We start from the raw sequence: 25,023 nt of genomic DNA on the forward strand, positions 1-25,023 counted from the left end.
ATTGTACCATTCATTCGATATTTGTCAATGAGGCACCTTACTTTACTTCAAATATATCCTCTGCATAATTCACGGATGCCATGGCATCCCTGCAATACTGGTCTGCACCGATTGTCATGGCATACTCTTTTGTAAGAACAGCTCCCCCAACCATAACCTTCACAAAAGGTGCCTCTTTTCTTAACTGCCTGATCGTCTCTTCCATGCTTGGAACCGTGGTGGTCATGAGGGCACTTAAGCCCACCAGCTTTACATTCCGTTCCATGGCTGTCTTTACAATGGTTTCAGGGGGAACATCCTTACCAAGATCCAGCACCTCATAGCTGTAATTTTCCAGAAGCACCTTTACAATGTTTTTCCCGATATCGTGGATATCGCCCTTCACGGTAGCAAGAATCACCGTTCCCTTTTTCTTTTCCTCTGCACCGCTTTGGGCCAGTCTCTCCTTAATGACCTCAAAAGCCGCTTTTGCAGCCTCCGCACTCATAAGAAGCTGGGGAAGAAATACCGTTCCCTTTTCAAAGCCTTTCCCAACCTCATTCAGGGCAGGAATCATCTCTTCATTAATGATTGCAAGAGGCTCGCTGTTTAGAAGCAGTTCAGATACTGCCGAATAAGCCCTGTCTTTCAATCCTTTTTTTATACTCTCCCGCAGGGACAGATCTTTTCCGCCATCTGCTGCAGCCTTCTGATCCCCGGCCTGTCTTTTCACCTCACCAAGAACAGCCACATTTCCGCTGTAGATGCTGATATAATTGCTGCACTGGGGATCTAAGTCTGCAAGAACACGGTAGCTGTAATAGGAACGCATCATCGCCTCTGAATTGGGATTTATAATAGCGGCATTTAACCCGTTTTGCAAAGCCATGGTAAAAAATGCGGCATTTACAATCTCTCTTTGAGGCAGACCGAAGGAAATATTGGATACCCCAAGTATGGTTTTCCCCCCTAACTCATCCCGCACCCGCCTTACAGTCTCAAGAGTTGTAATGGCACCTTTGCTGTCAGAGCTGACTGTCATGCATAATGCGTCAATGATAATGTCCTCTTTTCCGATTCCATATCCGGCTGCCGTGTCATAAATTTTTTTCGAAACGGTGATTCTTCCCTCAGGAGTCTCCGGAATCCCATCCTCATCAAGAGCCAGAGCCACCACAACTCCGCCGTACCGCTTCACAAGCGGGAAAATGGCTTCCATTACCTCTTTCTTTCCATTGACGGAATTGATGAGGGGCTTTCCGTTATAGATTCTCATGGCACGTTCCATGGCGGTCATATTGGAGGTATCAATCTGTAAAGGCAGATCAATGATACTTTGCAGTTCTTTCACCACTTCCGTCATCATTGATGGCTCATCAATCTCAGGAAGTCCCACATTTACATCCAGAACATGAGCCCCATTATCCTGCTGAAGAACACCCTCTTTCAAAATATACTCCAGGTTATGATCCTTCAATGCCTGCTTAAACTTTGACTTACCCGTAGGATTAATCCGTTCTCCAATGATAACCGGATCCTTATCTATGACAACAGCCTGCGCATAGGAAGAAATGACCGTCCGGTTCTTTTTCTCCGGAAGCCTGACCGGATTATCCCTGCACAAAGCAACCATCTTTTGAATATGCTCCGGCGTCGTTCCGCAGCAGCCTCCGATGATGCAGGCTCCTGCGTCCGCAATTTCCTTCATCACTCTGGCAAATTCATCTGCATCGATATCATAAACCGTCTTTCCGCCTTCACTCCTTGGAAGACCGGCATTGGGGTTTACGATGACCGGAAGGGAAACCACCTTCATGATGTCCTGTAAAATCCCCTTCATCTGAACAGGACCAAGACCGCAGTTAATTCCCAGGGCATCCACTCCCAGACCCTCTAAAAGAGCCACTGTGGACTCCACGTTTCCGCCGGTTAGAAGCTTTCCTTTCTCATCAAAGATCATCGTCACAAACACAGGAAGGCTGCTGTTTTCTTTTGCAGCCAGAACCGCTGCCTTTGCTTCATAGCTATCGCTCATGGTTTCAATGAGGATGAGATCTGCGCCTTCCCTCTCCCCGATTCTTACCACCTGGGAAAACAGTTCATAGGCATCTTCAAAATCAAGATCTCCCAAAGGCTTTAGAAGCTTTCCGGTAGGGCCGATATCAAGAGCAACAGCTCCCTTTTTTCTTCCCTCCGGATAAGAAGCAGTATTCACCGCCTCCTTTGCATTCTTCATGGCAGCAGTTACAATCTGCTCTAAATCAAATTCCTTATCCTGATTATATTTTAAACCATTTGCACCAAACGTATTGGTTTTAATCATATCCGCACCGGCTTCCAGATAATCTCTGTGAAGCTTCACGATTAAATCGGAATGCGTTACATTCCATGTTTCCGGCAGTTCACCAGGTTTTAAGCCGTTGGCCTGTAAAAGGCTGCCCATTCCGCCGTCAAAAAATAGGATTCTATTTTTAAGTTCTTCTAAAATCGCCGTCATAATTCCTCCATCTGCACTCAGTTTCTTTACTGTCTCCGGTATGCACAGTCCAATTTCTCGCAGGATTCGCACCCCTTTATCTCACACCGGTAAGGCTTTTTGCTGACTCCCATAACTGCCGTCACGGATTTGGAGGGAGTCATAAGCAGGCTTTCCGTAAGCATAATGCCGATCCGCTTGGGTGTTTCCAAAACGGTTGTAATTTCCTTTTGACATTCCAATGAAAAATCACCGTAGCCCGGACTGAATCTGGGTCTTAAATAGAGTCCTTTTGCCTCGTATTCCTGTTTCAGCTTACGGTTCTCCCCGTCGCAGTATTCTTCAATCACCGCAGCGGCAGCAGCCTGCATGATGACTGCCTTGCTCATCTGAAGTCTGGTGTATTTGTGAAGCAGCACATCCACACCCGTTCCCAGTGTAGCCGCAAATAATATGACTTCTTCACAATCAGCCAGATTTTTGCTTAAATTCCGGCTTCTTGTGCGGAAAACCGTAAAATCAATCTCATTTTCAGGCAGCAGTGTTAAGGGATATGACCTGTAAATGCTTTTCGGTGTTGCAGCAGCCAGAAGTTCTTCCAGGGCTTCTTCGATCAATGCACTTACCTGTTCATCGCCTTCCTTATTGCCATATCCTAAATATCTGAGAATCTCCTTCCGGCTGATCTCCATTCTTATCCCTCCGATTTCTCCTGTTAAAACAGGTCCGCTCTTTTCAGAAACGGACCTGCTGCTCCACGGATTACAGTATCTCCGAAAGATTTTCCTTGATCTTTAAGGCTACATCCGGCTTATTCATGGAATAAACATGGATGGCATTGACACCGTTAGCAATTAAATCAATGATCTGCTCCGTTGCATAAGCGATTCCCGCCTGCTTCATAGCTGCCGGATTCTCTCCGAACCGGTCAACGATGGCCTTAAAACGGGTGGGCAGATAGGTTCCGGAAAGCTGGCAGCTTCGTATGATCTGCTTTACATTGGTTACAGGCATTATTCCTGCAACGACCGGGACTGTAATTCCCTTTTCCCGTATACGGTATAAGTAATTATATAAGATATTATTATCGAAAAACATCTGCGTGGTAACAAAATCACAGCCTGCTTCCACCTTCTGCTTTAAATAATCCATATCAATGGTTTTGTTTGCCGACTCCACATGGCCTTCCGGATAACAGGCAGCTCCAATACAGAAATCTCCGGTTTCCTTGATTTCCCGGATCAGCTCTGATGCATAGTTGTATTCCCGTTTATCAGGTGCATCAGGGGGGATATCTCCTCTTAATGCCAGCACGTTTTCTATCCCTGCATCCTTTAGCTCACCCAGCACCTGACGTACCTTTTCTTTGGTTGAAGATACACAGGTTAAATGGGCCAGAGCAGTCACATGATACTCATGGTGGAGCGCGGAAGCGATATCCACGGTATACTTACTGGTTCCTCCGCCTGCGCCGTATGTGACGCTCATAAAGGCAGGCTTAAGTTTTGCTATCTCAGCAGCAGCCTTTTCAACAGAATCATACTTATCCTCTGTCTTGGGCGGGAACACTTCAAAAGATAAGGTCGGCTTCCCCTGGCTCAAAATATCTGTAATCTTCATTCTGTCAATCTCCTATCCTCTGCTTCTTTTATTTTAACACTTTACCATAAAAAACTTTTTCCCGCAACAAATAGTATTCCTAATTTTATTGTCCCGTAAATATCCTGGCCAGAGGAGAGCCTCCCGGAAGAATTAATGTATTCCCATTTCCCGCAAGAGACGTCTTCGCAGCCTCTAAAGACCGTACAAAGGAATAAAAATCAGATCTTTGAGGATCATGATAAGCCTCTGCCATAATTCTCATATATTCCCCTTCTCCCTCAGATGTGATTGAGGCTGCCTTTGCCTGGGCATCAGAAATGCTGATGGCAATTTCACGGTCTGTTGTATTTTGTATCTTTTTTGCCTCTGCCTGGCCTTCCGCCGTAAATGTAGCTGCGATTTTATCACGCTCCGAGATCATTCTTTCATATACAGCTGTTTTGTTGTCTGCCGGAAGGTCCAGACGCTTTGTTTCCACTGCCAGAAGACGAATTCCATACTGTCCCATATTATCGCCCACATTTTCCATGATAGCCTGTGAAAGTTCGCCGTCACGGCTGCTGATCACTTCATTCTGCGCCATACTGCTGATCACATTTTTTACCGAGTTATAGACCACCGTATCAATTCTGCTCTCTGCGCCTGCAACGGAAGAATTCAGAGACTGGGCAAATTTCAGCGGATCTTCAATACGCCAGAGCACGTAGCTGTCACTGAGCATTGTCTTTTTATCCATTGTAATCACATCGGACGCCGCCAGATCATAAATGAGTATCTGCTTTGGAAGAGTATCTGCTGTCTGGATAAATGGTAACTTATAGGAAATCCCCGGTGCATCAATGACCCGTTCCACCCTTCCAAACTGCCGGATCAGCTTGTATTCGTTTTCATTGGTGACTACCACCGAACCGGAAAGCACCGTTACGGCAGCTGCTGCAAGCAGTATTCCTATGGCTGTTTTTATCTTTTTCATTCCTTATTCTCCTTTTTCTCACTGGTTTCTCCTCCCGTAAAGCTGTCAAGAGGGAGAATGGTACTGGTCTGGTCCGTACCGTCAATAATCACCTTCATATTTGGAAGAACATCTTCCATCGTTTCATAAAACATCCGTTTTTTGGTCACTTCCGGATTTTTTATATATTCCTGATACATGGCATTGAATTTCGCCACTTCTGCACTGGCTTCGTTAATTCTTTTCGCCTTGGAAGATTCTGCATCCTGGAGAATTTTATCGGTCTGGGCAGTTGCCTCGGGAAGTTTTTCATTTCGGTACTTATTTGCATTGTTGATCGCCGTTTCTTTTCCCTGCTTGGCTGTTTCCACCGCCTTAAATGCTTCCATTACCTCTTTTGTCGGCGGTTCTGAATCCTGTATGGTGACATTAATCACAGTAAGCCCCACATTGTGTTCCGCCAGTTTAGCAGTGATCATCTCCTTTACTTTGGACTGAATCTCGTTTTTTCCATTGGTCAGCACCGAATCCACGTCATAACTGCCGATGACAGTCCGGATACTGCTTCTTGATACATTCTGAAGGATTGTCAGCGGATCCTTAGAAGCATATATGGCCTTCACCGGATCAGCAACTTTGTATTCCACAAAAAAATCCACGTTTACAAAATTATAATCCTTCGTGATCATCAGGGAATCTTCTTCCTTGCTTTCATTGTTACTTGGATCGTATCCCACAGCAAAGCCCTGTATTGTGGTATTTACCTTATGCACATTTTGCACGAACGGGATCTTAAAATGAAGCCCCGGCTCCGCAACCGTTCTGGGAATACCTAAGGTTGTCACTACTGCCTGCTCCTGCTCCTGTACATTATAGACAGAGCCAAATGCTATAACAGGAACTGCCACTGCGAGTAAAACCGCCATTCCGGATTTCCGGATCAGCCTTCGAAATTTTTTCAACTGCTCCGTTCCTTTCGGGTTAACTGTTTCCATAATTCAATTCCTCTCTTTCTTTTCTGTATGTTTTCGCAAAAAGAGTATAAAAAAAGACCTTTGCGGATACCATACGGTATCTGTAAAAGTCTTGTCATTTCATAAGTATGCGGATAAATCTCTTTATCGTTCTGACGCACGCTTATCCACCTTACGGTGGAAGCTACTCCCTTTTGCGATTGAAATAATTATATCAGATCAGTTATTTTCTGTCAATAGCGGGTTTCTGCTGTTACGTTTCCTGATTTTTTACAGCTTCCGGATTGTTATAGGATACATAAATCTGGATCCGGTCCTCATAAATATATAGATTAACATCAAAGATTCCTTCCAGGATGTATGCCCCTTCCTGCTGGTTCAGCCTTGACTTTGCCTGTTCCATAATCGTGGGAATGCTGCTTTGCTCTGTCTGAATTTTGCAGGCCGCCTCTGTAAGCATCAGAAACTGTTCTAAATACGCCAGAGAAGCTTCCGGGTTCCCCAGATAGGACACATACCGGTGCAGTTCTCCGGTTGCGGTATCATAGTTAATATCCACATACTCATACTCTTCCTCACCGGAACTTTCCCCAGCTGCTGTATTCGGTATTAAATAAACGCTTTCCACTGTCTCATAAAAAGTGACCGGGCCACTGTCCTCAGTCATCTCATAGTTATCAGAATAGGTTTCCTTAGAACTGATCTGATAGCCATAATCGCCTTTTTCCAGAAACAGGGCCATGGAATCTGCAATTTTTCTTCCATCGGCTTCAAAATGATCGAACCCGCTGCATCGTTCGCCTGCTGCAATTACCTCTGCTTCATCTAAATCCCGATACCCATAATCATCATATCCTGCTGCGGTCTCATAATCATTCTCAGAAAAAACAGTACCAACAGCAAAGCTGATAATGCCCACCACCATAATAACAATAACAAATACCATCATCAAAACAATCATCATTATATTTGATTGTTTTTTACCAGTTACGGAAGGATTGGCCGCCGGCTGATTTACCGTCAGTCTGCCAGCCTGAGGCAGCCCTGCCGGCATAGCCTGCTGGTTTCTCTTTTCATTTAATAAATAATTCACTTCCCAGCTTATAGGCTTTTTCACCACCCGCCTGCACCTGGGACAATAATTCACCTCGTTAACCGGAAGATCACAGACCGGACAAATCTTTTTCACCATCTTTTGTTTTCCCCTTCTTTAACCCAGTACCAGATGAGCCACTGCGATCTCATCATCCTCCCTGAAGCCCTGTGCACAAACCTGGATATCATAAACATATTTTTCATTCAGACCTGTGGTTTCAGCTATTTTTTCAATGCTCATTCCATCTTTTGCCAGTGACAGTACTATATGAACATCATTTATGGTCTTACTTAATAATTCGTCAGACTGAGGGGGATTCATAAGCGTATTTTCCCCTAAATCCTGTTCCGTGATAAAATCTTCCAGAGAAAGCTTCTTTTCATTCTCCTGTTCCGTATAATAATCGTCAGAAAGCTCCCAGTCTTTTTCATCCTTTAACATGATATTTCTCCTTTCAAAAACAGGCAGGTTCACGGGAACCTGCCTGATATGTATGTATTTATCTTTTATTTCTTAAAAAGTCAGGAATGTTAATCTGTACTTCTTTGTTAACAGTCGGACGATAAGGCTGGCCATTCCCCTGAGGTGCACTCTGCTGTGTATTCTGGGGTGTTCCCTGTCCGTAGTTTGGCTGCTTGTTATAATTGGGATTGTTGTAATTCGGACTGCCGTAATTACCGCCGTTATTCTGGTTATTGGGATAAGCCTGTCCGGAATAATTATTGGTATTGCCATAATTCTGGTTAAAGTTCTGGTTGTATCCGGGAGTTGCTGCTGCGGTCGCCGCTGCTTCCTGGCTGCCGGCCTGCTGTGCTGCTTTCGGCTGTTTATAGTTTGGGTTGGAGAAATTAGTCATAACCTTGGATACAGGTGTCTCATTCTGCATATCAAGTCCGGTTGCAATGACAGTAATGCTTGCTTCATCCTGGGCATTCTCATCATACATGGCACCGAAAATAATATTCGCGTCGTCTCCTGCCATCTCCTGAACATAGCTGGCTGCTTCATTGGCCTCGATCAGGCTGATATCTCCGGAGATATTAATGATCACATGAGTTGCACCTTCTATGGTTGTCTCAAGAAGCGGGCTGGATACTGCCTGTTTCACTGCCTCTAAAGCCTTTTCATCGCCCTTAGCACGTCCGATACCAATGTGAGCAATGCCTTTATCGGTCATAACGGTCTGAACATCAGCAAAATCCAGGTTAATCAGTCCTGGTACATTAATTAAATCTGTAATACCCTGAACTGCCTGCTGAAGTACTTCATCAGCCTTTTTTAAAGCATCAGGCATGGTGGTGCGCCTGTCCACGATTTCAAGAAGACGGTCGTTAGGGATTACAATCAGCGTATCTACACTTTCCTTTAAACGCTCAATACCGTTAACTGCATTGGACATACGTGTTTTGGCTTCAAAACGGAAAGGCTTTGTTACAACACCAACCGTTAAGATTCCCATATCCTTTGCAATCTTAGCCACAACGGGAGCCGCACCGGTTCCTGTTCCGCCTCCCATACCGCATGTAACGAATACCATATCGGCACCCTTCATGACCTGAGCCAGCTCGTCCGCATTCTCTTCCGCTGCCTTTTCGCCAATTTCAGGTTTTGCACCTGCACCAAGTCCCTTGGTCAGCTTCTCACCGATCTGCATGGCTGTGGGAGCCTTGCAAAACTGCAACGCCTGCTTGTCCGTATTGATTCCAAGAAATTCCACACCAGCTATATTCTCATCAATCATGCGGTTAACCGCATTGTTTCCGGCACCGCCTACACCGATTACCAGAATTCTTGCAGCGTTATCCGCCTCATTTATTTTAATCTCTAACAAGATTATATCCTCCTTTAACCATATACAGCTTACTGTATAAACCTATTTAATATAATATTTTATTTTGTAAAAAATATCAACCATTTTTTTTACAAAATTCCAAGCAAATTATGTAAATTCACTTATCCTTCACAAACCGATAAGAAGTGACTGTTTCCGCCTCGTCATATGTATCCAGATACAATATGCCAGACAAACCGGTAAGAACCGGCAGCTGATCGTTCAGCTCTGAAATCTTTCCATTCATCTGGTCATTGCTTCCAAGGTATACCCTGATGCTTCCCATCACAAGAGTTGCATTCCCGTTAGAATCATAGCGGATCTCATCTGCCGGGATTTTATGGGTTGATAAAAGCTGGGTGAGGGTTAAAATCTGGCCGAATACTTTGGGATCCTCCACGGGGAGGGGCTGGTGCAGAGCGATATGCCCATACTTAAGCCCCGTAATCCATGGAATTCCTGTCAGCTTTCCGCTGGAACTTTCCACAATGATCCCGTCTTTATCAAAATACATATAACTGCCCATATAGGAAACATAGCCAACCACGGATTTTTCATATACGATCACTTCTATGCTGACAGGGCTCTGGAATACGATCTTGTAATCTTCCACGAAAGGAATCTGTTCGTGTTCCCGAAAACGGTCCTTGTAGATGCAGTAAATCGCATTCCGGTCCCAGCCATCCTTAAATAATAAGTCTATGATCTGATCTGAAGTATATTTTTTGTTGCCGGTTACAGTAATCGTCCTGATCTGCAGTGACATAAAAACTGCCGTGCCGGCCAGAAGGAATACTGCTATCATTGCAACTATCATTTTTCTTCTGCTTTTTTTGAAGTTTTTCATTCCTTACCTCTGATTGCAGCTCCAAGACTGCTTAAATCCCTGCAGATATCCTCATACCCCCGCTCAATATGGTGGCACTCAGAAATCTCCGTCACGCCTTCGCCTGCAAGCCCTGCCACCACAAGGGCAGCACCGCCTCTTAGATCAGGAGCCGCTACGTAATTGCCTTTTAAAGGATAGAGCCCGTGTACTATCGCCCGTTTTCCCTCTATAACGATATCAGCTCCCAGTTTCTTAAGCTCATTTGCTGCCCCGAACCTTCCTTCAAAAATCGTCTCCTCCACTCTTCCCCAGCCGGATCCCGATGCCATCACCGCCATCACCTGGGATTGAAGATCTGTTGGAAACCCCGGGTAAGGTTCCGTTACAACGCTCACACAGTCAGGGCGTCCTCTCATGGAAACTTCCAGCTGGTTTTTATACAGTTTTAACTCGGCTCCCATTCTTTCCGCCAGGGAAAGAGCTGCAGTCAGATGATCCGGCCTGACCCCTTTCAGCAGCACATTCCCTTCTGCTGCCATCACTGCAGTTAAATAAGTACCTGCCACAATCCGGTCCCCTGCCACGAAAAATTCAGAATCATGTAAGCCTGTAACTCCGGTTACAGCAAGTCTGGAGGTTCCTGCTCCGTGTATGACCGCCCCCATGTTGTTTAAGAATTCACAGAGAGAAGTGATCTCCGGTTCTTTTGCCGCTCCATGTATCACGGTGATTCCTTTCGCGTAAACAGCTGCCATCAGGGCATTTTCCGTAGCTCCCACACTGGGAAACGGAAAGTAAATATCGGCACCCGCCAGCGCCTTTGCAGATGCACACAGTTTCTCATCCTTTTCCTCTATCACTGCGCCAAGTGTGCGGAATGCAGCCAAATGCATATCAATCGGCCGCTGTCCTATGGAGCAGCCTCCCGGAAAACTGGTAACAGCAAACCCCAGTCTCCCTAAAAGCGGACCTGACAATATAATAGAGGAACGCATGCTTTTTATATACTCTTCCGGAATCTCCGCACATTTGATGTCAGAAGCATCAATGGTCAGCGTATGTCCGTCAAGACTGTAAATACACCCGATACGCTCAAGTATCCCCAGCATACAGAACACATCCTGTATCCTGGGGACATTTTGAATCACTGTAGTACCTTTATGGAGAACCGCCGCTGCCATAATCGGCAGAACAGCATTTTTGGAACCCTGAATTTTTATCTCACCTTTTAAGGATCGTAACCCCTGGACCTGTATGACTGACAAACCGGTACCTCCCATGGTTTCTTATATACTATCCTATGTTATAAGTGAGAGAATGGTTTCATATCCAGCTATTTTTCCAGTTTAATCTGGTTGGAAACACTTAGAACCATGCCCATTTCAGCCATAAGAAACAGGACCGAGGTTCCCCCGTAACTGATAAAGGGAAGGGTAATTCCGGTATTTGGTATGGTATTGGTTACAACGGCAATGTTTAAGATAACCTGTATGGCAATGTGTCCCATAACCCCTACCACCAAAAGTGCGCCGAACAGATCCGGTGCATTGTCTGCGATCAGCATAAAGCGGTATATCATGAACAGAAAAATAAGAATCACGGATACCGCGCCAAAAAGTCCCAGTTCCTCACAGATAATGGAGAAAATCATATCATTCTGCGCCTCAGGCACAAATCCCATCTTCTGTATGCTCTCACCCAGACCTCTTCCTACCAGACCGCCGGAACCTATGGCATAAAGTCCCTGCAGCACCTGATAACCTCCCGTAGAAGGGTATGCCTCCGGGTTCATCCAGACAAGTATTCTTCCCAGCTGGTAATCGTGAAGAATATTTAACTTTTCAAGAACCGTGGCTATGGGACCGGCAAATGCCAAAAGCCCGACTCCTGCAAATCCGCAGGCAAAAAACGGCCATTTCTTTTTACACGCCACAAACAGCATGACAAACGCAATTCCTACAATGATGATACCGGAGCTTAAATTGTTTGCAGCAACAATTCCCGCAATGGGCAGAGTTGTCACAATAATAAGCCCCACACCGTTTTTTGTATTGATGTTTTTTCCCATCTGTACAATCATAACAGCCAGCATTACAATGAGAGCAATTTTTACAAACTCCGTAGGCTGAAACGTCAGGCTTCCTACTCCCAGCCATCGGCGTTTTCCATTAAATCTTTTACCAAAAAGGGAAACGGCGATCATCAAAACGTAGGAAAGCACATAGGCAAACACTGCAAATTTCCCATACCAGTGGTAATCCATTTTCGAAATCACTAACATTATGATAAATCCGCCCAGAGCGACCTTCGCCTGCTTCATCATAAAAAATGATGCATTGCCAAACTTTAACTGGGCGGCATAAGAGCTGGAACTGTATATCATAACCAGACCGAAAACAGAAAGAAATATAACAGTGAACAGCAGACTGTAGTCATAAAAACGGCGCGGCCTGTTTTTCTTCACTACTGGCCTTTTTTCCGCCATACCATTCCTCCTCGCCATTCAAATTACAGTACCCGGTCATAGTTAAAGACTGCGGACACATTCTTTAAAAATCTCTCCCCGTTCTTCATAGCATTTGAACATTCCCCAGCTTGCGCATGCCGGAGAGAGCAGCACATAATCTCCCGTGTTTGCATAGGAGGCGCAGACTCTTACTGCTTCCTGCATATCTTCCGCATACATCACATTGGTAAACCCGTGCTTTGCTGCGCATTCCGCTATTTTCTCCCTGGTCTGGCCAAGAAGCACCATGTATTTCACTTTTCCGTCAAATGATTCAATCCATTCGTCGTATTCGGAATTCTTATCGTATCCTCCTGCGATCAGGATCGTCGGCCCCGGCATCGCTTTTACTGCCTGGATCGCAGCATCCGGATTCGTTCCCTTTGAATCGTTGTAATACTTAACTCCTGCTTTTTCAGCAACAAACTCAATTCTGTGCTCCACCGCCTGAAACCCACAGACAGCCTTTTTAATCACTTCCATGGGTACATTCAGTTCCGATGCAATGGCAACGGCAGCCATCACATTCTCATGGTTATGGCGCCCCAGAAGATTTATTTCGTGAATGTTTACAATCTCTTCCCGCCTGCCGCCGTGATTGCGGATAATAAAGTCTCCATCCATACAGTAACCCTCGTTCAGAGGCTTCCTGCTGCTGAAATAGATGGCGCGGGGTTTCATGTGCTCTCCGAATTCCCGAAGCACGGGATCGTCATAATTTAATATACAGCAGTCTTTTTCTGTCTGGTTTGCTGTGATGCTTTCTTTCACTTCTATGTAACATTCCATGGTTTTATGACGGTTTAAATGATCCGGGGTAATATTTAAAATTGCACTGACATCAGGCCGGAAATCTGTGATGGTCTCCAGCTGAAAGCTGCTGACCTCCGCTACAGTCACGGAATCCTCCGTCGTTTTTAACGCCTCATCCGTGTAAGGAATTCCAATATTCCCCACTACGTAAACATCATCGTAAAATGCTTTCATGATTTCGCCGGTAAGGGCTGTGGTGGTGGTCTTTCCGTTGGTTCCCGTAATGGCAGCCAGCTTTCCCTTTGCATGATGATATGCCAGCTGTATTTCACTCCAGATGGATATATTCTCTTCCTTTAAGACAGATACAAAAGGTGCATCAAGTCCGATGCCCGGACTGATTACACAAAGTGTGATATCCTTTAAATCCTCTTTTTTGAGTTCTCCGAGAATTACGGAGATTTTATCCGCTTTTCCAAACCCGCTTAACAGCTCATCCTCTTTTAAAGCGTCATTGCTGTCATATAAAACAACTTCATCGCCAGTCTTTAAAATCATCCTGGAGGCGGCGATCCCACTTTTTCCACTTCCTGCAACTAAAATTTTCTGACTCATATGGTTTCTCTCCTATAATCCAAGATATGCGAGCAGGCAAAGAACTGCTGTAACAATTGCAAATATAGCCACCACCCTTGTTTCAGACCATCCGCAAAGTTCAAAATGATGGTGAATGGGAGCCATTTTAAAAAAACGCTTCCCGCCTGTTCTTTTAAAGTATGTCACCTGAATAATTACGGATAACACCTCAAGCAGATAGATAAACCCGATGATTGCAATAAAAATCGGCATCTGCATCATAAAAGCACTGGAGGCAACAAAGCCTCCCAGCCCCAGCGAACCGGTATCCCCCATAAACACCCGGGCAGGGTATACATTAAAGAGGAGAAATCCTAACAGGCTGCCCACTACCGCACCGGTAATGGGGCTGATGCCGGTTCTTTCTCCTATGGCTACTACCGTTAAGAATGTGGCAACCAGTATGGTAACGCTGGTACACAAACCGTCAAGACCGTCTGTAAAATTCACTCCGTTGTCTGTTCCAATTACAATGAAAAACACCGCCGGTACAAATAAGATACCAAGGTTTAAATAGATACCGTTTTTAAATCCTCCTGTAAACGGAACCAGCATCGCAGTCCCCACATCTTTGGAATGAAGCAGATAAAAAGCAAAAATGCCTGTTATGACCAGCTGGCCTGCCATCTTCTGTACAGGAGTAAGTCCTTCCGACCTTTTCATCACGATTTTAATATAATCATCAAGGAATCCAACGATACCAAATCCCACTGTCACAAACAGAACCGGTATAATCTTCGGATAATCTCTTACGTAAAACAGAGACGTAATAATAATACTGGTTAATATAATCAGTCCGCCCATGGTAGGGGTTCCCTGTTTTTTCAAATGGCTCTCCGGACCTTCCTTACGGACTTCCTGGCCAAATTTTAATTTGTGCAGAAACGGTATTACTATGGGACACAGCATTGCGCTGATGGCAAAAGCTATGATGATTGCCAAAATCGTTTCGTTAATCATGTCACACCTCAATCATTTATGTATTTGTATATCAAAAGTACACAGTTAGTAGTATACGTCTTTTTACCTGAATAATCAACCACTGATTCGAAACGAAGAAACAGTTTTTTCCTCTGCTGGTTCTATTCCCAGATAAGGAAAAATGTTCTTGAAAATATCAGCAATCACAGGTGCAGCAATGGTTCCGCCATAGTAAATGCCCTCTGGTTCGTCAATCGTTATAAGAGCAATTACTTTAGGATTATCGGCTGGCGCAAAACCTATAAATGAGGAAATATACTTTTTTAAGCTTCTTGGAAGCTTCTCAGAGGTTGCTGTTTTTCCCCCGATCCGGTATCCCTCGATCTTCGCTCTTTTTCCGCTTCCCTCAGAAACAACCTGCTCCAGGATATAACGCATGGTTTCACTGGTTTCCTTTGATACAATCCCCTCCTTTACCGGATAGGTAAATGTGTGTACGGATTTCCCGTCAGAGCTTACTGAACTCACACCAAAATGAGGAGTGATGCGGTTTCCGCCGTTAACAAGAGAAGAAGCCGTAGTGATCAGCTGCATGGGGGTAATCTGAAATGACTGGCCGAATGATACGGTTGCCAGCTCTACCAGCCCCATATCCTCTTTTTTGTGCATGATTGTGGATGCTTCGCCGGGCAGATCGATTCCAGTCTTTCCTTTTAAACCGAACTGTTCAAAATATTTATAGTAATTATCCACTCCAAGGCGCTGTCCCACATCAATGAGGACCGGATTGCAGGAATTCATCATGCCCTGAAGGAAGGTTTCCGATCCGTGGCCGCCCACTTTGTGGCATCTGATTTTTCTGTCTTCCACCACACGAAAGCCCGGACAGGAAAACTGATCGGTCAGTTTCACCACTCCTGCCTCCAGCCCGGCTGCAGCAGTTACAATTTTAAATGTGGAACCAGGTTCGTAAGTATCGTTGATGCATGGATTTCTCCACATCTTATTTAACAGATCCTGCTTCTCTTTTTCATTTGCCGGAACCTCAGTTGTGGTATTTAGTGTGAACGGATCATTTAAATTAAATTCAGGCGCGTTTACCATTGCCATTATTTCCCCGTTTTGCGGATTCATGATGATAATTGATACCCGCTTTGCACCCTTTTTCTCCATTACCTGATAGGCTGCCTGCTCACAGTAACGCTGGATATTCACATCAAGACTGATATGCAGATCCTGTCCTGCAATTGGTTCTATCCGGTCTTCTGCCGCATTTTCAATTTCAATACCGGCTGCATCTGACATGGTCAGTATCTTACCGTTGAGCCCTTTTAAGTACTGTTCGTATTTCACCTCCAGTCCTATGATTCCCTGGTTGTCACCTCCTGTAAATCCAAGCACGGTGGAAGCAAGGGTATCGTAGGGATAATACCGTTTGTAATCTTCATCTACTTTGACTCCTGCCAGATGATAGGAACGGATCTGGTCTCCCATAGCCTTGTCTACATTTGTCTTAATAATCTCCCTGGAGCTGTACTTTTCCACTTTCTTGCGGACCTCTGCTTCCGTAAGGCCCAATTCCTTAGAAAGAACCGCTATTACTTCATCTGCCTGTTTCACCTGATTGTGGATGACCGATATGGTACAGACGGTGCGGTTTGTTGCAATGACAGTTCCTTTCGCATCAATAATATTCCCTCTTGCAGCTTTAATGGTTCTCTCTCTCTCATGAAGATCAGAAGCCATTGCACTGTAATGCTCCGAGCGAAAGACCATTAGAAAAATAAGCCGTCCCATAAGTCCTGTCATGGCCAGAAACAACAGGAAAAACAGGAGGGCTATTTTCTCTCTGTGATGTGTTTTGTTCGAATTCATAAGCTGCTCCATCGTCATCATTGTTACAGTATATGAAATCCGGCTTTTTTTATGAGTCCCTTTGGGTTGAAATTCATTCTGAAGGCTGGGTATCCTGGGCCGCCTGGGTATCTGCAGAACCATCTCCTGCATCGCCTGGAAGAGCTGCCGGTAAATCCGTATCCCCGCCGCCTTCCCGGTTTACGTATTCTTCATCCGGATTTAAATATTCTTCCGGTACTGTCTCCCCGTTTTCCATGGTAGGCACTTCTTTTGAAGGCTGCCCCGCAGTTGTCTCCGCCTCAGCCTCTCCGCTTTCAGAAGATGCCTGTGTTTCATTTGTAATGCCTTCCTGCTGTGGAAGTGTGGCAGCATCTTCAGACGAAAGTGTTCCTCCCTCTTCTGTATCCGGGAATATATTTAAATAAGGAAGAATCTCAGTCATAATCTTCTGGAAAATCTGGCTGGCATAGGTACTGTGAGGCTGATCCTCTACATGAGGTTCATCAACAACCACATAAACCAGCACCTGGGGATTATCCGAAGGAGCGTATCCGCAGAAAGATACGACGTAGTTTGTTTTATCACGGGGAATTTTCTCTGCAGTTCCTGTTTTACCGGCAACCTTATATCCGGCAATTCTGGCAGCACCGCCTGTTCCCCCTTCTGCATTGACTGTCTTAAACAAAGCTTCATTGATGAACTTGGTTGTGGACTCAGAAACAGTCTCCCGCACCAGTACAGGATCTACTTTTTTCATGACTGAGCCCTGTTCATTTAAAATCTGCTTTACTACATGGGGCTCATAGTAAGAGCCGCCGTTTATGACTGAGCAGTAAGCTGCAGCCATCTGAATCATGGTACAGTTAAAGTTCTGTCCGAAGGAATTGGTTGCAAGGTCTGTGGGACCGGCTGTATCGGCAGTATACATAACTGTTTTATTATCCGCTTCTCCCGGCAGATCAATCCCCGTCTTGGATCCAAATCCAAATATCTGCTGGTATTTATAGAATTTTTCTTTTCCCATCTGCTGGGCAATCCGCATCATAACCACGTTGCAGGACTTCATCAGACCTTCTTCCACAGTAATGAGTCCGTGTCCGTATCTGCTGACACAGTTGATTTTATGTCCGCCTACTTCAAGAAACTTATTGCATTCATACGTTTCTTTTCCGGTTATGGCGCCTTCTTCTAACGCTGCGGAAACTGTGAATATCTTTTCCGTGGACCCCGGCTCATAGCCATCACTGATGCAGAAATTCCGCCAGGTCTGGTTCCATGCCACCTGTGTGCCCAGGGATACGATTTCTTCGTCAGAATAATGCTGGGATACCGTCTCCGGAGTGAGCGGCTGTGCATCCTTATTCTTCCTTTTATAATCATCCATCGCTTCCTTTACGCCCAGCTGCCTGAGAACATCTGCCGTAAACTCAGGACGTAAGTCACGGGGATTATTTAAGTCAAAACTCTTGTCGTCAGACATGGCAAGAACTTCTCCGTTATTGGGATCCATCACAACCACGCCCACCCGTTTGCTTCCTGTCTGCTGTTCCCATTCTGCAATGTACTTCTCCACAATCTTCTGTACATTGACATCAACAGTGGATACAACGGTATTGCCGTTAGAGGCCGGTTTTATTACCCGTTCCAAATTGGAATCATCATTTAAATAACCGTATTCCCTGCCGTTGACGCCCATCAGGGTCGTATTATAATACTGTTCAATGCCTCCGGTTCCATCCATGCCGTCTCCATTGGCAAATCCAACAACCTTGCTTGCCAGAGAATTGTATGGGTATACTCTCTTGTATTCATCTTCAAACCAGATCCCTTTTATGGCTTTCTGGGCTTTCTTTAATTCTTCCGCTTTTTCTGTTTTATATTTTTCGTATTTATCCTTGTCATCATAAGTCAGCTGTTTTGCATAGCGGACATACTGCTTGTCTTTTTTCTCCTGAATGAGATTCATAATTTCAGTCCGGTCATATCCAAAGCACTCCGTTAATGCATTGACTGTGGGTTCTAAGTATGAATCCGGATCCGTCATGATCTGTCTGGGATCAAGGATTAAATTATACACCTTTTCACTGGTTGCCAGATAGGTGCCGTTTCGATCCAGCACATCCCCTCTCTTAAAGGGGATTACTCTGCTGTCATACTCCTGCTGGGACAGCACAATCTGGTTATAATCTTCTTTTTTCTTCGTCATCAGGTTATAAAGGACCATAACCAATGCAAACAAAGCCAGCGTAATTACCAAAACCGTAATCGCCAGCTTTTCCTGCATATAACGAGGAAATACTTTACTTCTTTTGCTCCTGTTTTTATTATTGTTTCGGAATGTCCTCATTCTGCCTTACATACTCACTTTCCGTTTTATCATAGTGAAGGATCTGATCTTTATTCGCATAGACCATACCCAGTTCCTCAGTGGCAACTTTATACACATGATCAAGATCAACGGAAGTGTTAATGTTCATTTCCAATGCATCGTTTTCTGTTTTCAGTTTTTCCAGCTGTGCTTCCCGGGTTTCGATTTCATGAATGCTGGCAGTAATTGAGGACTGCAAATGCAAATAGTTCACACACAAACAAAGGGTAATGACTGCAGCAATCGTCAGCATAATTACATAAGGCAAATCCATCTGTAATGCTTTCTCGCGGTTCCGTCTGACGTGGTGAGGCACAGGACGGCGAATTTCATCCGGCGTAGAAACCGGTCTGTTTACCGGCATGGTTTTACGGACAGTATTCCCCTGCACATAGGCAGAGTTCCCATAGGAATGCACATTTTTTCTTGCAGCCACTCTTTTTTCCTCCCTTTTTAGATTCGTTCAAACACGCGAAGCTTTGAACTCTTTGAGCGTTTGTTTTCTGATATTTCTTCTTCTGACGGTAAAATCGGCTTTCTTGTTATAACCTTTCCCATGCTTTTTCTCCCGCAGACACAGACTGGAAAGTTAGGCGGGCAGATACAGGGATCTTCATTGTCCTTAAACCTTGTCTTTACTATGCGGTCTTCCAGAGAGTGGAAGGTGATGATGGAAAGCCTTCCCCCAGGATTTAAAAGTCCGATCATAGTATCAAGAGAGTTCTTTAATACGTCCAGTTCGTGATTCAGTTCGATTCTGATTGCCTGAAAGGTCCGCTTTGACGGGTGGCCCCCAACAGCCCTTATCTTTGCAGGAATTGCCCCTTTGATGATTTCCGACAGCTCTCCCGCAGTTTCGATGGGCTTTGTCTCCCTGGCCCTTACAATGTGTTTTGCAATATTCTTTGCAAACTTGTCCTCTCCGTAATCCCGTATAATCCGGTATAAATCAAATTCGCTGTATTGATTGATAATATCGGCGGCAGTCTGCGGGTTTCTCTGGTCCATTCTCATATCTAAAGGAGCATCCTCTTCCCGATAGGTAAACCCTCTCTCCGGCACATCCAGCTGATAGGAGGAAACTCCCAGATCCAGATAAATTCCATCCACCTTTTCGATTCCCAGTTCCGCTAAAACTCCATGTATATTTTCGTAATTGCTCCTGACAACGGTCACCTTGTCTTTATATTCTTTCAGCCGCTCTGTTGCTGCAGCAATGGCATCCGAGTCCTGGTCAATTCCGATTAATCTTCCGTGTTCCCCCAGGCGTCTGCATACTTCCAAAGCATGTCCGCCGCCTCCTAAGGTTCCATCAACATAAATCCCATCCGGTTTCATATTCAGGCTGTCAATGGTTTCATAAAGCAGCACCGATTTGTGTTCAAACATCATATACCTAGTCCTTCCATAGCTTCTGCGATTTCTTCCATATCATCATAGGTATTGGCTGCTGTCCATGCATCCTTGCTCCAGATCTCAATCCTGCTTCCAACTCCTACTAATACTGCGTCCTTATCGATTCCGGCGTGTTCTCTTAATACCGCCGGAAGCAGAATTCTTCCCTGCTTGTCCACTTCACAGGAACTTGCTCCTGCCAGAAAAAATCTGGAAAACTTTCTGGCGTTGGTGTTGGTTAACGGGAGGCTTTTTAACTTTTCTTCCAGGGCGCTCCACTCATGATTATCATACACAAATAAACAGCCGTCCAAGCCCTTCGTCACGACGAATTCTTCTCCTAGCTGCTCTCTGAATTTGGATGGGACAATGAGACGTCCCTTCGCATCGACTGTATGATTGTATTCGCCCATGAACATACTAATCACCTGCTTGTACTTCGGTTTGGGAAAATCAAACCACTTTTCCCCCATTTCCTACCACTTCGTACCACTTTCCACCACTTGTACTCTAATTCTAGTACATTTGATTCAAAAACGCAAGGATAATTTCGAATAATTTTCAATTTAATTTGGCTTATTTACTGGGGTTGACGGTATTTTTCCAATATTTTCCATTAACAGACAAAAATGGTAATTACCAGAACCACTGCTTTCATACAGGGTTGTGGTAATTACCATTTTTAATTACAAATCGTTTTTATGCTGATTTTTACTACATTTTTCCGTAACTTTTTTTATATCTGACGGTGGAGATTTCTCCCCACAATCATAATGCAAGACTAAACAGGATCGTTTTAGGCCCAATCAATGTTGAACCACTGTTTACAAAATAGAAGTTAGAAGCTGTATCTAAATTAAGCGGCCCCGTCCATGTGATCGTACTGAACTGACTGCTGAAAATACCAGTTGGAGGAACGTCAGAAGCTGCCAAGGTAACAGTTACATTTCCGTTGATAGCCGAATTTGTAATTTCTGAATATACGGCAGCTGTAATCGTACCATCCGTTCTGCAATCGACCATACGCTGAATTCTCAAACCATTATGATTAATGATATTGATACGGCTGTTATAAAAATATGAGTTTAGCTGGCCCTGATGTGGATCTGTCAGCGATTGTATAATGCTTCCTGCAACATTAGTATTTAAAAGCTGAAATTCTATAGTAGTAAATGGATCTATTGGATTAGTATTTTCAAAAATAATACTTCCGCTTATAATCGCGCCATCTGTATAATTAGTGTGTGTACTAACAGATGTTCCGTTGTCATAGGTACCGATTACTGTTACTGGACGTGCAACAAAAGCAGGACCTTGAGACGTATACATATCTTCTACCGCCGAATTGGTCTGCACGGTGATATTCCTTGGAACAGACGATGCAAAATTTGCTAATGACGCGTCACCCAGCACCCATGGTCCCAGTCCAAGAAGCTGTACATGTCTTGCGGGTGGTATTACAAGATCTTCATCAAACGCAGAGTTTGCTGCAATTAGAACGATACAACGGGCTCTCATTCCGTAGGTGTTAGCAAAGGCACTTGTCGTTGCAGCAGTAATGGCACTTTGCAGTGAAGGAAATGGATCGGAAGGTGTTCCGGTTCCAGGCCCCGGAGCACTTGAATCCGCCCAGATAACAGTCGGTTCAGCTCCCCATAAAAAGACTCCTGGTCCGGTTGGACCGGTATCTCCGGTCGGGCCGGTATCTCCAATTGGACCAATATCCCCAGTTGGACCGGTGTCTCCGGTTGGGCCGGTGTCTCCGGTCGGGCCGGTGTCTCCAGTTGGGCCGGTGTCTCCAGTTGGGCCGGTGTCTCCGGTCGGGCCCGTGTCTCCGGTTGGGCCCGTGTCTCCGGTTGGGCCGGTTGGATCTATGATATCATCTTCAACAATAACTAATATTCCTTTCAGTGGTGCTATCTGAGGTATATAAATGGGTGTCAAACTGACATTTACAAGTGATAAAGTAACTGGAGCTTCAATTACATTAATGATTCCTACTCCTATTACCTTACTTGTATTAAACTGTGGATTACCCTCAATAAAATCTCCCTGAGAGGAAACCAGTGCTAATGCTGTCCCACCTACGGATTGTTGAAACTGTGTCGACAACCACCAATCAACTACAAATCTTCCTGCTTCCAAAAAAGTTATGATACCTGTAGTTGGATTATAGGTTACACTTCCAGAAGAATAGGCAATGTTATCAAAAAGTACATTCGAACCGGCATTTACTTGTGTAGAAGAAAATAATTCTATCTGAAGCGCACTATTACTCATAGTAAATACTCCAATCCTGAAATAGTAGACGTTAATTAAAATCACAAACGTCTATATTTATTTTATGACAGGACAATAAGTTTGAATACTTTCTCTTCTTCTCTGAAAAATCAGTAACTTCAATAAACGGACCAACCGGAAGCCAAAAAAGAACAGGATATGTATCTCTACACATTCTGTTCTCCAAAAACACTCGATTTAAACCATTTACTTTCATTTAACCTGTTAATAACCTGCTTCAATATATTGTTCAATTAATTTATCCAACTCCACGCTTCTAAGATAAATCACTTCTCCATCTTCGTGATCAATGCTTGTATTTAATCTTTCCCTTGCAACTTCGATATTCTGTATTAACTCTTCTTTTGACATTATCATATCATGATTCTCCTTTGCTCTTTATTCGTATCTGTCTGTGTTTGCAGAAGAGCACAAGAGTAGATATCACTACCAAAATCAATGACAGCGCCTGAGACACCGGTATGCCAGTACTAAAAAAGATCAGCTGATCCGTACGGAGTCCTTCTATCCATACTCGTCCCAATCCATAGCCCAGCAGGTAGATCAGAAGCATCTCCCCATCGAATTTTTTACGTTTCCGATACCATAACATAAAAATCAGAACACATAAATTCCAGACTGATTCATAAAGGAATGTGGGGTGAACCTGAATAAACTCCACACCATCTTTTATAATCAAATGGTTTAACAGCTCCTTAGATATCATATTCTCATTAACAAGCGCCCTTCTGATTCTCATAGCAAACAGGCCGTCTGTATATCCGCCGAATGCCTCGCAATTAAAGAAGTTTCCCCATCTTCCTATAATTTGCCCGGTAATCAGTCCTAAGCAACCAGTGTCCGCCAAAGAAAAGAAGGAAAGTTTCTTCACTCTGGTGTAAACCGCGAGGGTGATGACAGCTCCTATGACGCCACCGTAGATTGCCAGCCCTCCTGCCCTGAGATTAAATATCTGAATCAGATCGTCTTTATAATTAGCCCAGTCAAAAATCACATAATAAATCCGGGCCCCCATAATAGATATAATGATTGCATACAGTGCAAAATCCAGATATATATCCGGGTCCTGCCCTCTGCGCTTTGCATCGCGTGCCGCAACCCAAAGACCTGTCAAGATTCCAATCCCAATGATAATACCGTAAAATGCAATGCGGAATCCAAATATCGAGATACTGTTTTGCAGATGGTCAATGGTAATTCCCAAATGCACAAAACTAATATCTGCCGTATTTGCCATTCGTCTTCTCCTTTCGATGTTTTCTTTATTTTACCCCGCTAAAACACAAAAATCAAACATATTCGCCCGACATATTCAACTATATTTCGACAAGAGCTTTGATCTTTTTGTTTTTCTCTTTTATTTTTATGGATAATATGATATTCTATATTAGTTGCAGATAAAAATCAACCATGAATATAAACAATATTAGGAAGGTATTTGATATGAAATTAGGTATTGTCGGCTTGCCGAACGTAGGGAAAAGTACTCTGTTTAATTCACTCACAAAGGCTGGAGCAGAGTCTGCCAACTATCCTTTCTGTACCATTGATCCAAACGTAGGAGTTGTTCCTGTTCCGGATGTACGGTTAGGACAGCTGGCCGCATTGTATGATTCCGCTAAAATCACACCTGCAGTCATTGAATTCGTTGACATCGCAGGTCTTGTAAAAGGTGCTTCCAAAGGAGAAGGTCTGGGTAACCAGTTTCTTTCCAACATCCGTGAAGTTGATGCCATTGTCCATGTGGTCCGCTGCTTTGAGGACCCCAATGTCATTCACGTGGATGGAAGCGTAGATCCGCTCCGGGATATCGAAACCATTGATTTAGAGCTTATTTTTTCCGATCTTGATATCCTGGACCGCAGAATTGCCAAAACAGCCAAAGGCGCCATGAATGATAAATCTCTTGCAAAAGAATTAGCCGTCTTAAAGAAAATCAAAGCACACCTGGAAGACGGTAATCTTGCCAGAAGCATGGAAACGGATGACGAGGATGAGGCCGAGTTTATATCCACCCTTAATCTTCTTACTTATAAGCCTGTTATTTTTGCTGCTAACGTCTGTGAGGACGACCTTGCCGATGATGGAGCTTCCAACGCTTATGTAGAAAAGGTCCGCTCTTTTGCAAAGGATAACAACAGTGAGGTTTTTGTTATCTGCGCTCAGATTGAACAGGAAATTGCAGAATTGGAAGAAGACGAAAAAAAGATGTTCCTGGAAGATTTAGGACTTACGGAATCCGGTCTGGAAAAGCTGATTGCTGCCAGCTACCACTTGCTGGGTCTTATCAGTTACTTAACCGCCGGTCCGACTGAAACCAGAGCATGGACCATAAAAGAAGGTACAAAGGCACCTGGAGCTGCAGGGAAAATCCACTCTGATTTCGAACGCGGCTTTATCCGTGCAGAAGTTGTCAATTATCAGGATCTGCTGGACTGCAAAACTTACAATGCTGCCAAGGAAAAAGGTCTGGTACGGTTAGAAGGAAAAGAATATGTGGTAAAAGACGGAGATGTAATTTTATTCCGTTTTAATGTATAATAATGC

22 protein-coding genes are annotated in these 25,023 nt (G+C 44.3%); 1 reads left to right on the top strand and 21 read right to left on the bottom strand.

Going from position 1 to position 25,023, the window contains the following annotated elements; genetic code table 11:
- Nucleotides 1-37: 37 nt before the first annotated feature.
- The 21 genes from V7D18_RS19080 to lgt all read right to left on the bottom strand — a co-directional run bounded on the left by V7D18_RS19080 (nucleotide 38) and on the right by lgt (nucleotide 23,713).
- Nucleotides 38-2,476 carry a homocysteine S-methyltransferase family protein gene (locus tag V7D18_RS19080; RefSeq protein WP_426156530.1) on the bottom strand — a complete coding sequence of 813 codons (2,439 nt, stop codon included), beginning with the start codon at nucleotides 2,474-2,476 and terminating at the stop codon, nucleotides 38-40.
- Between the two features lie 26 nt (nucleotides 2,477-2,502).
- Nucleotides 2,503-3,147, bottom strand: a complete 645-nt coding sequence (locus V7D18_RS19085) for a vitamin B12 dependent-methionine synthase activation domain-containing protein (protein WP_426156531.1) — start codon at nucleotides 3,145-3,147, stop codon at nucleotides 2,503-2,505.
- A 70-nt stretch (nucleotides 3,148-3,217) separates the two neighbouring features.
- Nucleotides 3,218-4,075 carry a methylenetetrahydrofolate reductase [NAD(P)H] gene (gene metF, locus V7D18_RS19090; RefSeq protein WP_426156533.1) on the bottom strand — a complete coding sequence of 286 codons (858 nt, stop codon included), beginning with the start codon at nucleotides 4,073-4,075 and terminating at the stop codon, nucleotides 3,218-3,220.
- A gap of 85 nt (nucleotides 4,076-4,160) precedes the next feature.
- Complete coding sequence (gene hflC, locus V7D18_RS19095) at nucleotides 4,161-5,030, bottom strand: protease modulator HflC (protein WP_426156535.1); 870 nt, start codon at nucleotides 5,028-5,030, stop codon at nucleotides 4,161-4,163.
- The gene (gene hflK, locus V7D18_RS19100) at nucleotides 5,027-6,004 is read right to left on the bottom strand and encodes an FtsH protease activity modulator HflK (RefSeq protein ID WP_426156537.1); all 978 of its coding nucleotides are present in this window, start codon (nucleotides 6,002-6,004) and stop codon (nucleotides 5,027-5,029) included. The genes hflC and hflK overlap by 4 nt, the downstream gene beginning before the upstream one ends.
- 232 nt (nucleotides 6,005-6,236) lie before the next feature.
- Complete coding sequence (locus V7D18_RS19105) at nucleotides 6,237-7,175, bottom strand: hypothetical protein (protein ID WP_426156539.1); 939 nt, start codon at nucleotides 7,173-7,175, stop codon at nucleotides 6,237-6,239.
- Nucleotides 7,176-7,193: 18 nt separating this feature from the next.
- Nucleotides 7,194-7,520 (bottom strand): hypothetical protein, encoded by a 327-nt coding sequence (locus tag V7D18_RS19110; RefSeq protein ID WP_426156541.1) that lies wholly within the window; start codon nucleotides 7,518-7,520, stop codon nucleotides 7,194-7,196.
- 58 nt (nucleotides 7,521-7,578) lie between these two features.
- On the bottom strand, nucleotides 7,579-8,910 hold the full coding sequence (gene ftsZ / locus V7D18_RS19115; RefSeq protein ID WP_426156543.1) for a cell division protein FtsZ: 1,332 nt from the start codon (nucleotides 8,908-8,910) through the stop codon (nucleotides 7,579-7,581).
- 118 nt (nucleotides 8,911-9,028) lie between these two features.
- Nucleotides 9,029-9,757, bottom strand: coding sequence for a cell division protein FtsQ/DivIB (locus V7D18_RS19120; protein WP_426156544.1), 729 nt, complete (start codon nucleotides 9,755-9,757; stop codon nucleotides 9,029-9,031).
- On the bottom strand, nucleotides 9,754-11,004 hold the full coding sequence (gene murA, locus V7D18_RS19125; protein WP_426156545.1) for a UDP-N-acetylglucosamine 1-carboxyvinyltransferase: 1,251 nt from the start codon (nucleotides 11,002-11,004) through the stop codon (nucleotides 9,754-9,756). The genes V7D18_RS19120 and murA overlap by 4 nt, the downstream gene beginning before the upstream one ends.
- 68 nt (nucleotides 11,005-11,072) lie before the next feature.
- Entirely contained in the window at nucleotides 11,073-12,224 is a 1,152-nt protein-coding gene (locus V7D18_RS19130; protein ID WP_426156547.1) for an FtsW/RodA/SpoVE family cell cycle protein, read from the bottom strand.
- Between the two features lie 42 nt (nucleotides 12,225-12,266).
- Nucleotides 12,267-13,613, bottom strand: a complete 1,347-nt coding sequence (gene murD / locus V7D18_RS19135; protein WP_426156549.1) for a UDP-N-acetylmuramoyl-L-alanine--D-glutamate ligase — start codon at nucleotides 13,611-13,613, stop codon at nucleotides 12,267-12,269.
- Nucleotides 13,614-13,625: 12 nt separating this feature from the next.
- Nucleotides 13,626-14,594 carry a phospho-N-acetylmuramoyl-pentapeptide-transferase gene (gene mraY, locus V7D18_RS19140; RefSeq protein ID WP_426156551.1) on the bottom strand — a complete coding sequence of 323 codons (969 nt, stop codon included), beginning with the start codon at nucleotides 14,592-14,594 and terminating at the stop codon, nucleotides 13,626-13,628.
- Between the two features lie 75 nt (nucleotides 14,595-14,669).
- Nucleotides 14,670-16,430 carry a peptidoglycan D,D-transpeptidase FtsI family protein gene (locus V7D18_RS19145; protein WP_426156553.1) on the bottom strand — a complete coding sequence of 587 codons (1,761 nt, stop codon included), beginning with the start codon at nucleotides 16,428-16,430 and terminating at the stop codon, nucleotides 14,670-14,672.
- 73 nt (nucleotides 16,431-16,503) lie between these two features.
- Nucleotides 16,504-18,759, bottom strand: a complete 2,256-nt coding sequence (locus tag V7D18_RS19150; protein ID WP_426156555.1) for a peptidoglycan D,D-transpeptidase FtsI family protein — start codon at nucleotides 18,757-18,759, stop codon at nucleotides 16,504-16,506.
- The gene (locus V7D18_RS19155; RefSeq protein WP_426156557.1) at nucleotides 18,737-19,216 is read right to left on the bottom strand and encodes a cell division protein FtsL; all 480 of its coding nucleotides are present in this window, start codon (nucleotides 19,214-19,216) and stop codon (nucleotides 18,737-18,739) included. The genes V7D18_RS19150 and V7D18_RS19155 overlap by 23 nt, the downstream gene beginning before the upstream one ends.
- Before the next feature lie 17 nt (nucleotides 19,217-19,233).
- Nucleotides 19,234-20,172, bottom strand: coding sequence for a 16S rRNA (cytosine(1402)-N(4))-methyltransferase RsmH (gene rsmH / locus V7D18_RS19160; protein WP_426156559.1), 939 nt, complete (start codon nucleotides 20,170-20,172; stop codon nucleotides 19,234-19,236).
- Entirely contained in the window at nucleotides 20,169-20,594 is a 426-nt protein-coding gene (gene mraZ, locus V7D18_RS19165) for a division/cell wall cluster transcriptional repressor MraZ (protein ID WP_117417903.1), read from the bottom strand. The genes rsmH and mraZ overlap by 4 nt, the downstream gene beginning before the upstream one ends.
- 349 nt (nucleotides 20,595-20,943) lie before the next feature.
- Entirely contained in the window at nucleotides 20,944-22,455 is a 1,512-nt protein-coding gene (locus V7D18_RS19170; RefSeq protein ID WP_426156560.1) for a hypothetical protein, read from the bottom strand.
- A gap of 225 nt (nucleotides 22,456-22,680) precedes the next feature.
- A complete protein-coding gene (locus tag V7D18_RS19175) occupies nucleotides 22,681-22,833 on the bottom strand; it encodes a Spo0E family sporulation regulatory protein-aspartic acid phosphatase (RefSeq protein WP_170313481.1) in 153 nt (50 codons plus the stop codon).
- Between the two features lies 1 nt (nucleotide 22,834).
- Nucleotides 22,835-23,713: a prolipoprotein diacylglyceryl transferase gene (gene lgt / locus V7D18_RS19180; protein WP_426156563.1), complete on the bottom strand. Its 879-nt coding sequence runs from the start codon at nucleotides 23,711-23,713 to the stop codon at nucleotides 22,835-22,837.
- A 206-nt stretch (nucleotides 23,714-23,919) separates the two neighbouring features.
- Here lgt and ychF point away from each other — a divergent pair, with 206 nt between their 5' ends.
- A complete protein-coding gene (ychF, locus tag V7D18_RS19185) occupies nucleotides 23,920-25,017 on the top strand; it encodes a redox-regulated ATPase YchF (protein ID WP_117417900.1) in 1,098 nt (365 codons plus the stop codon).
- The last annotated feature ends 6 nt before the right edge of the window (nucleotides 25,018-25,023 follow it).

Origin of the sequence: Lacrimispora sp. 38-1 (assembly GCF_049890855.1) — a bacterium.
GTDB lineage: Bacteria > Bacillota > Clostridia > Lachnospirales > Lachnospiraceae > Lacrimispora.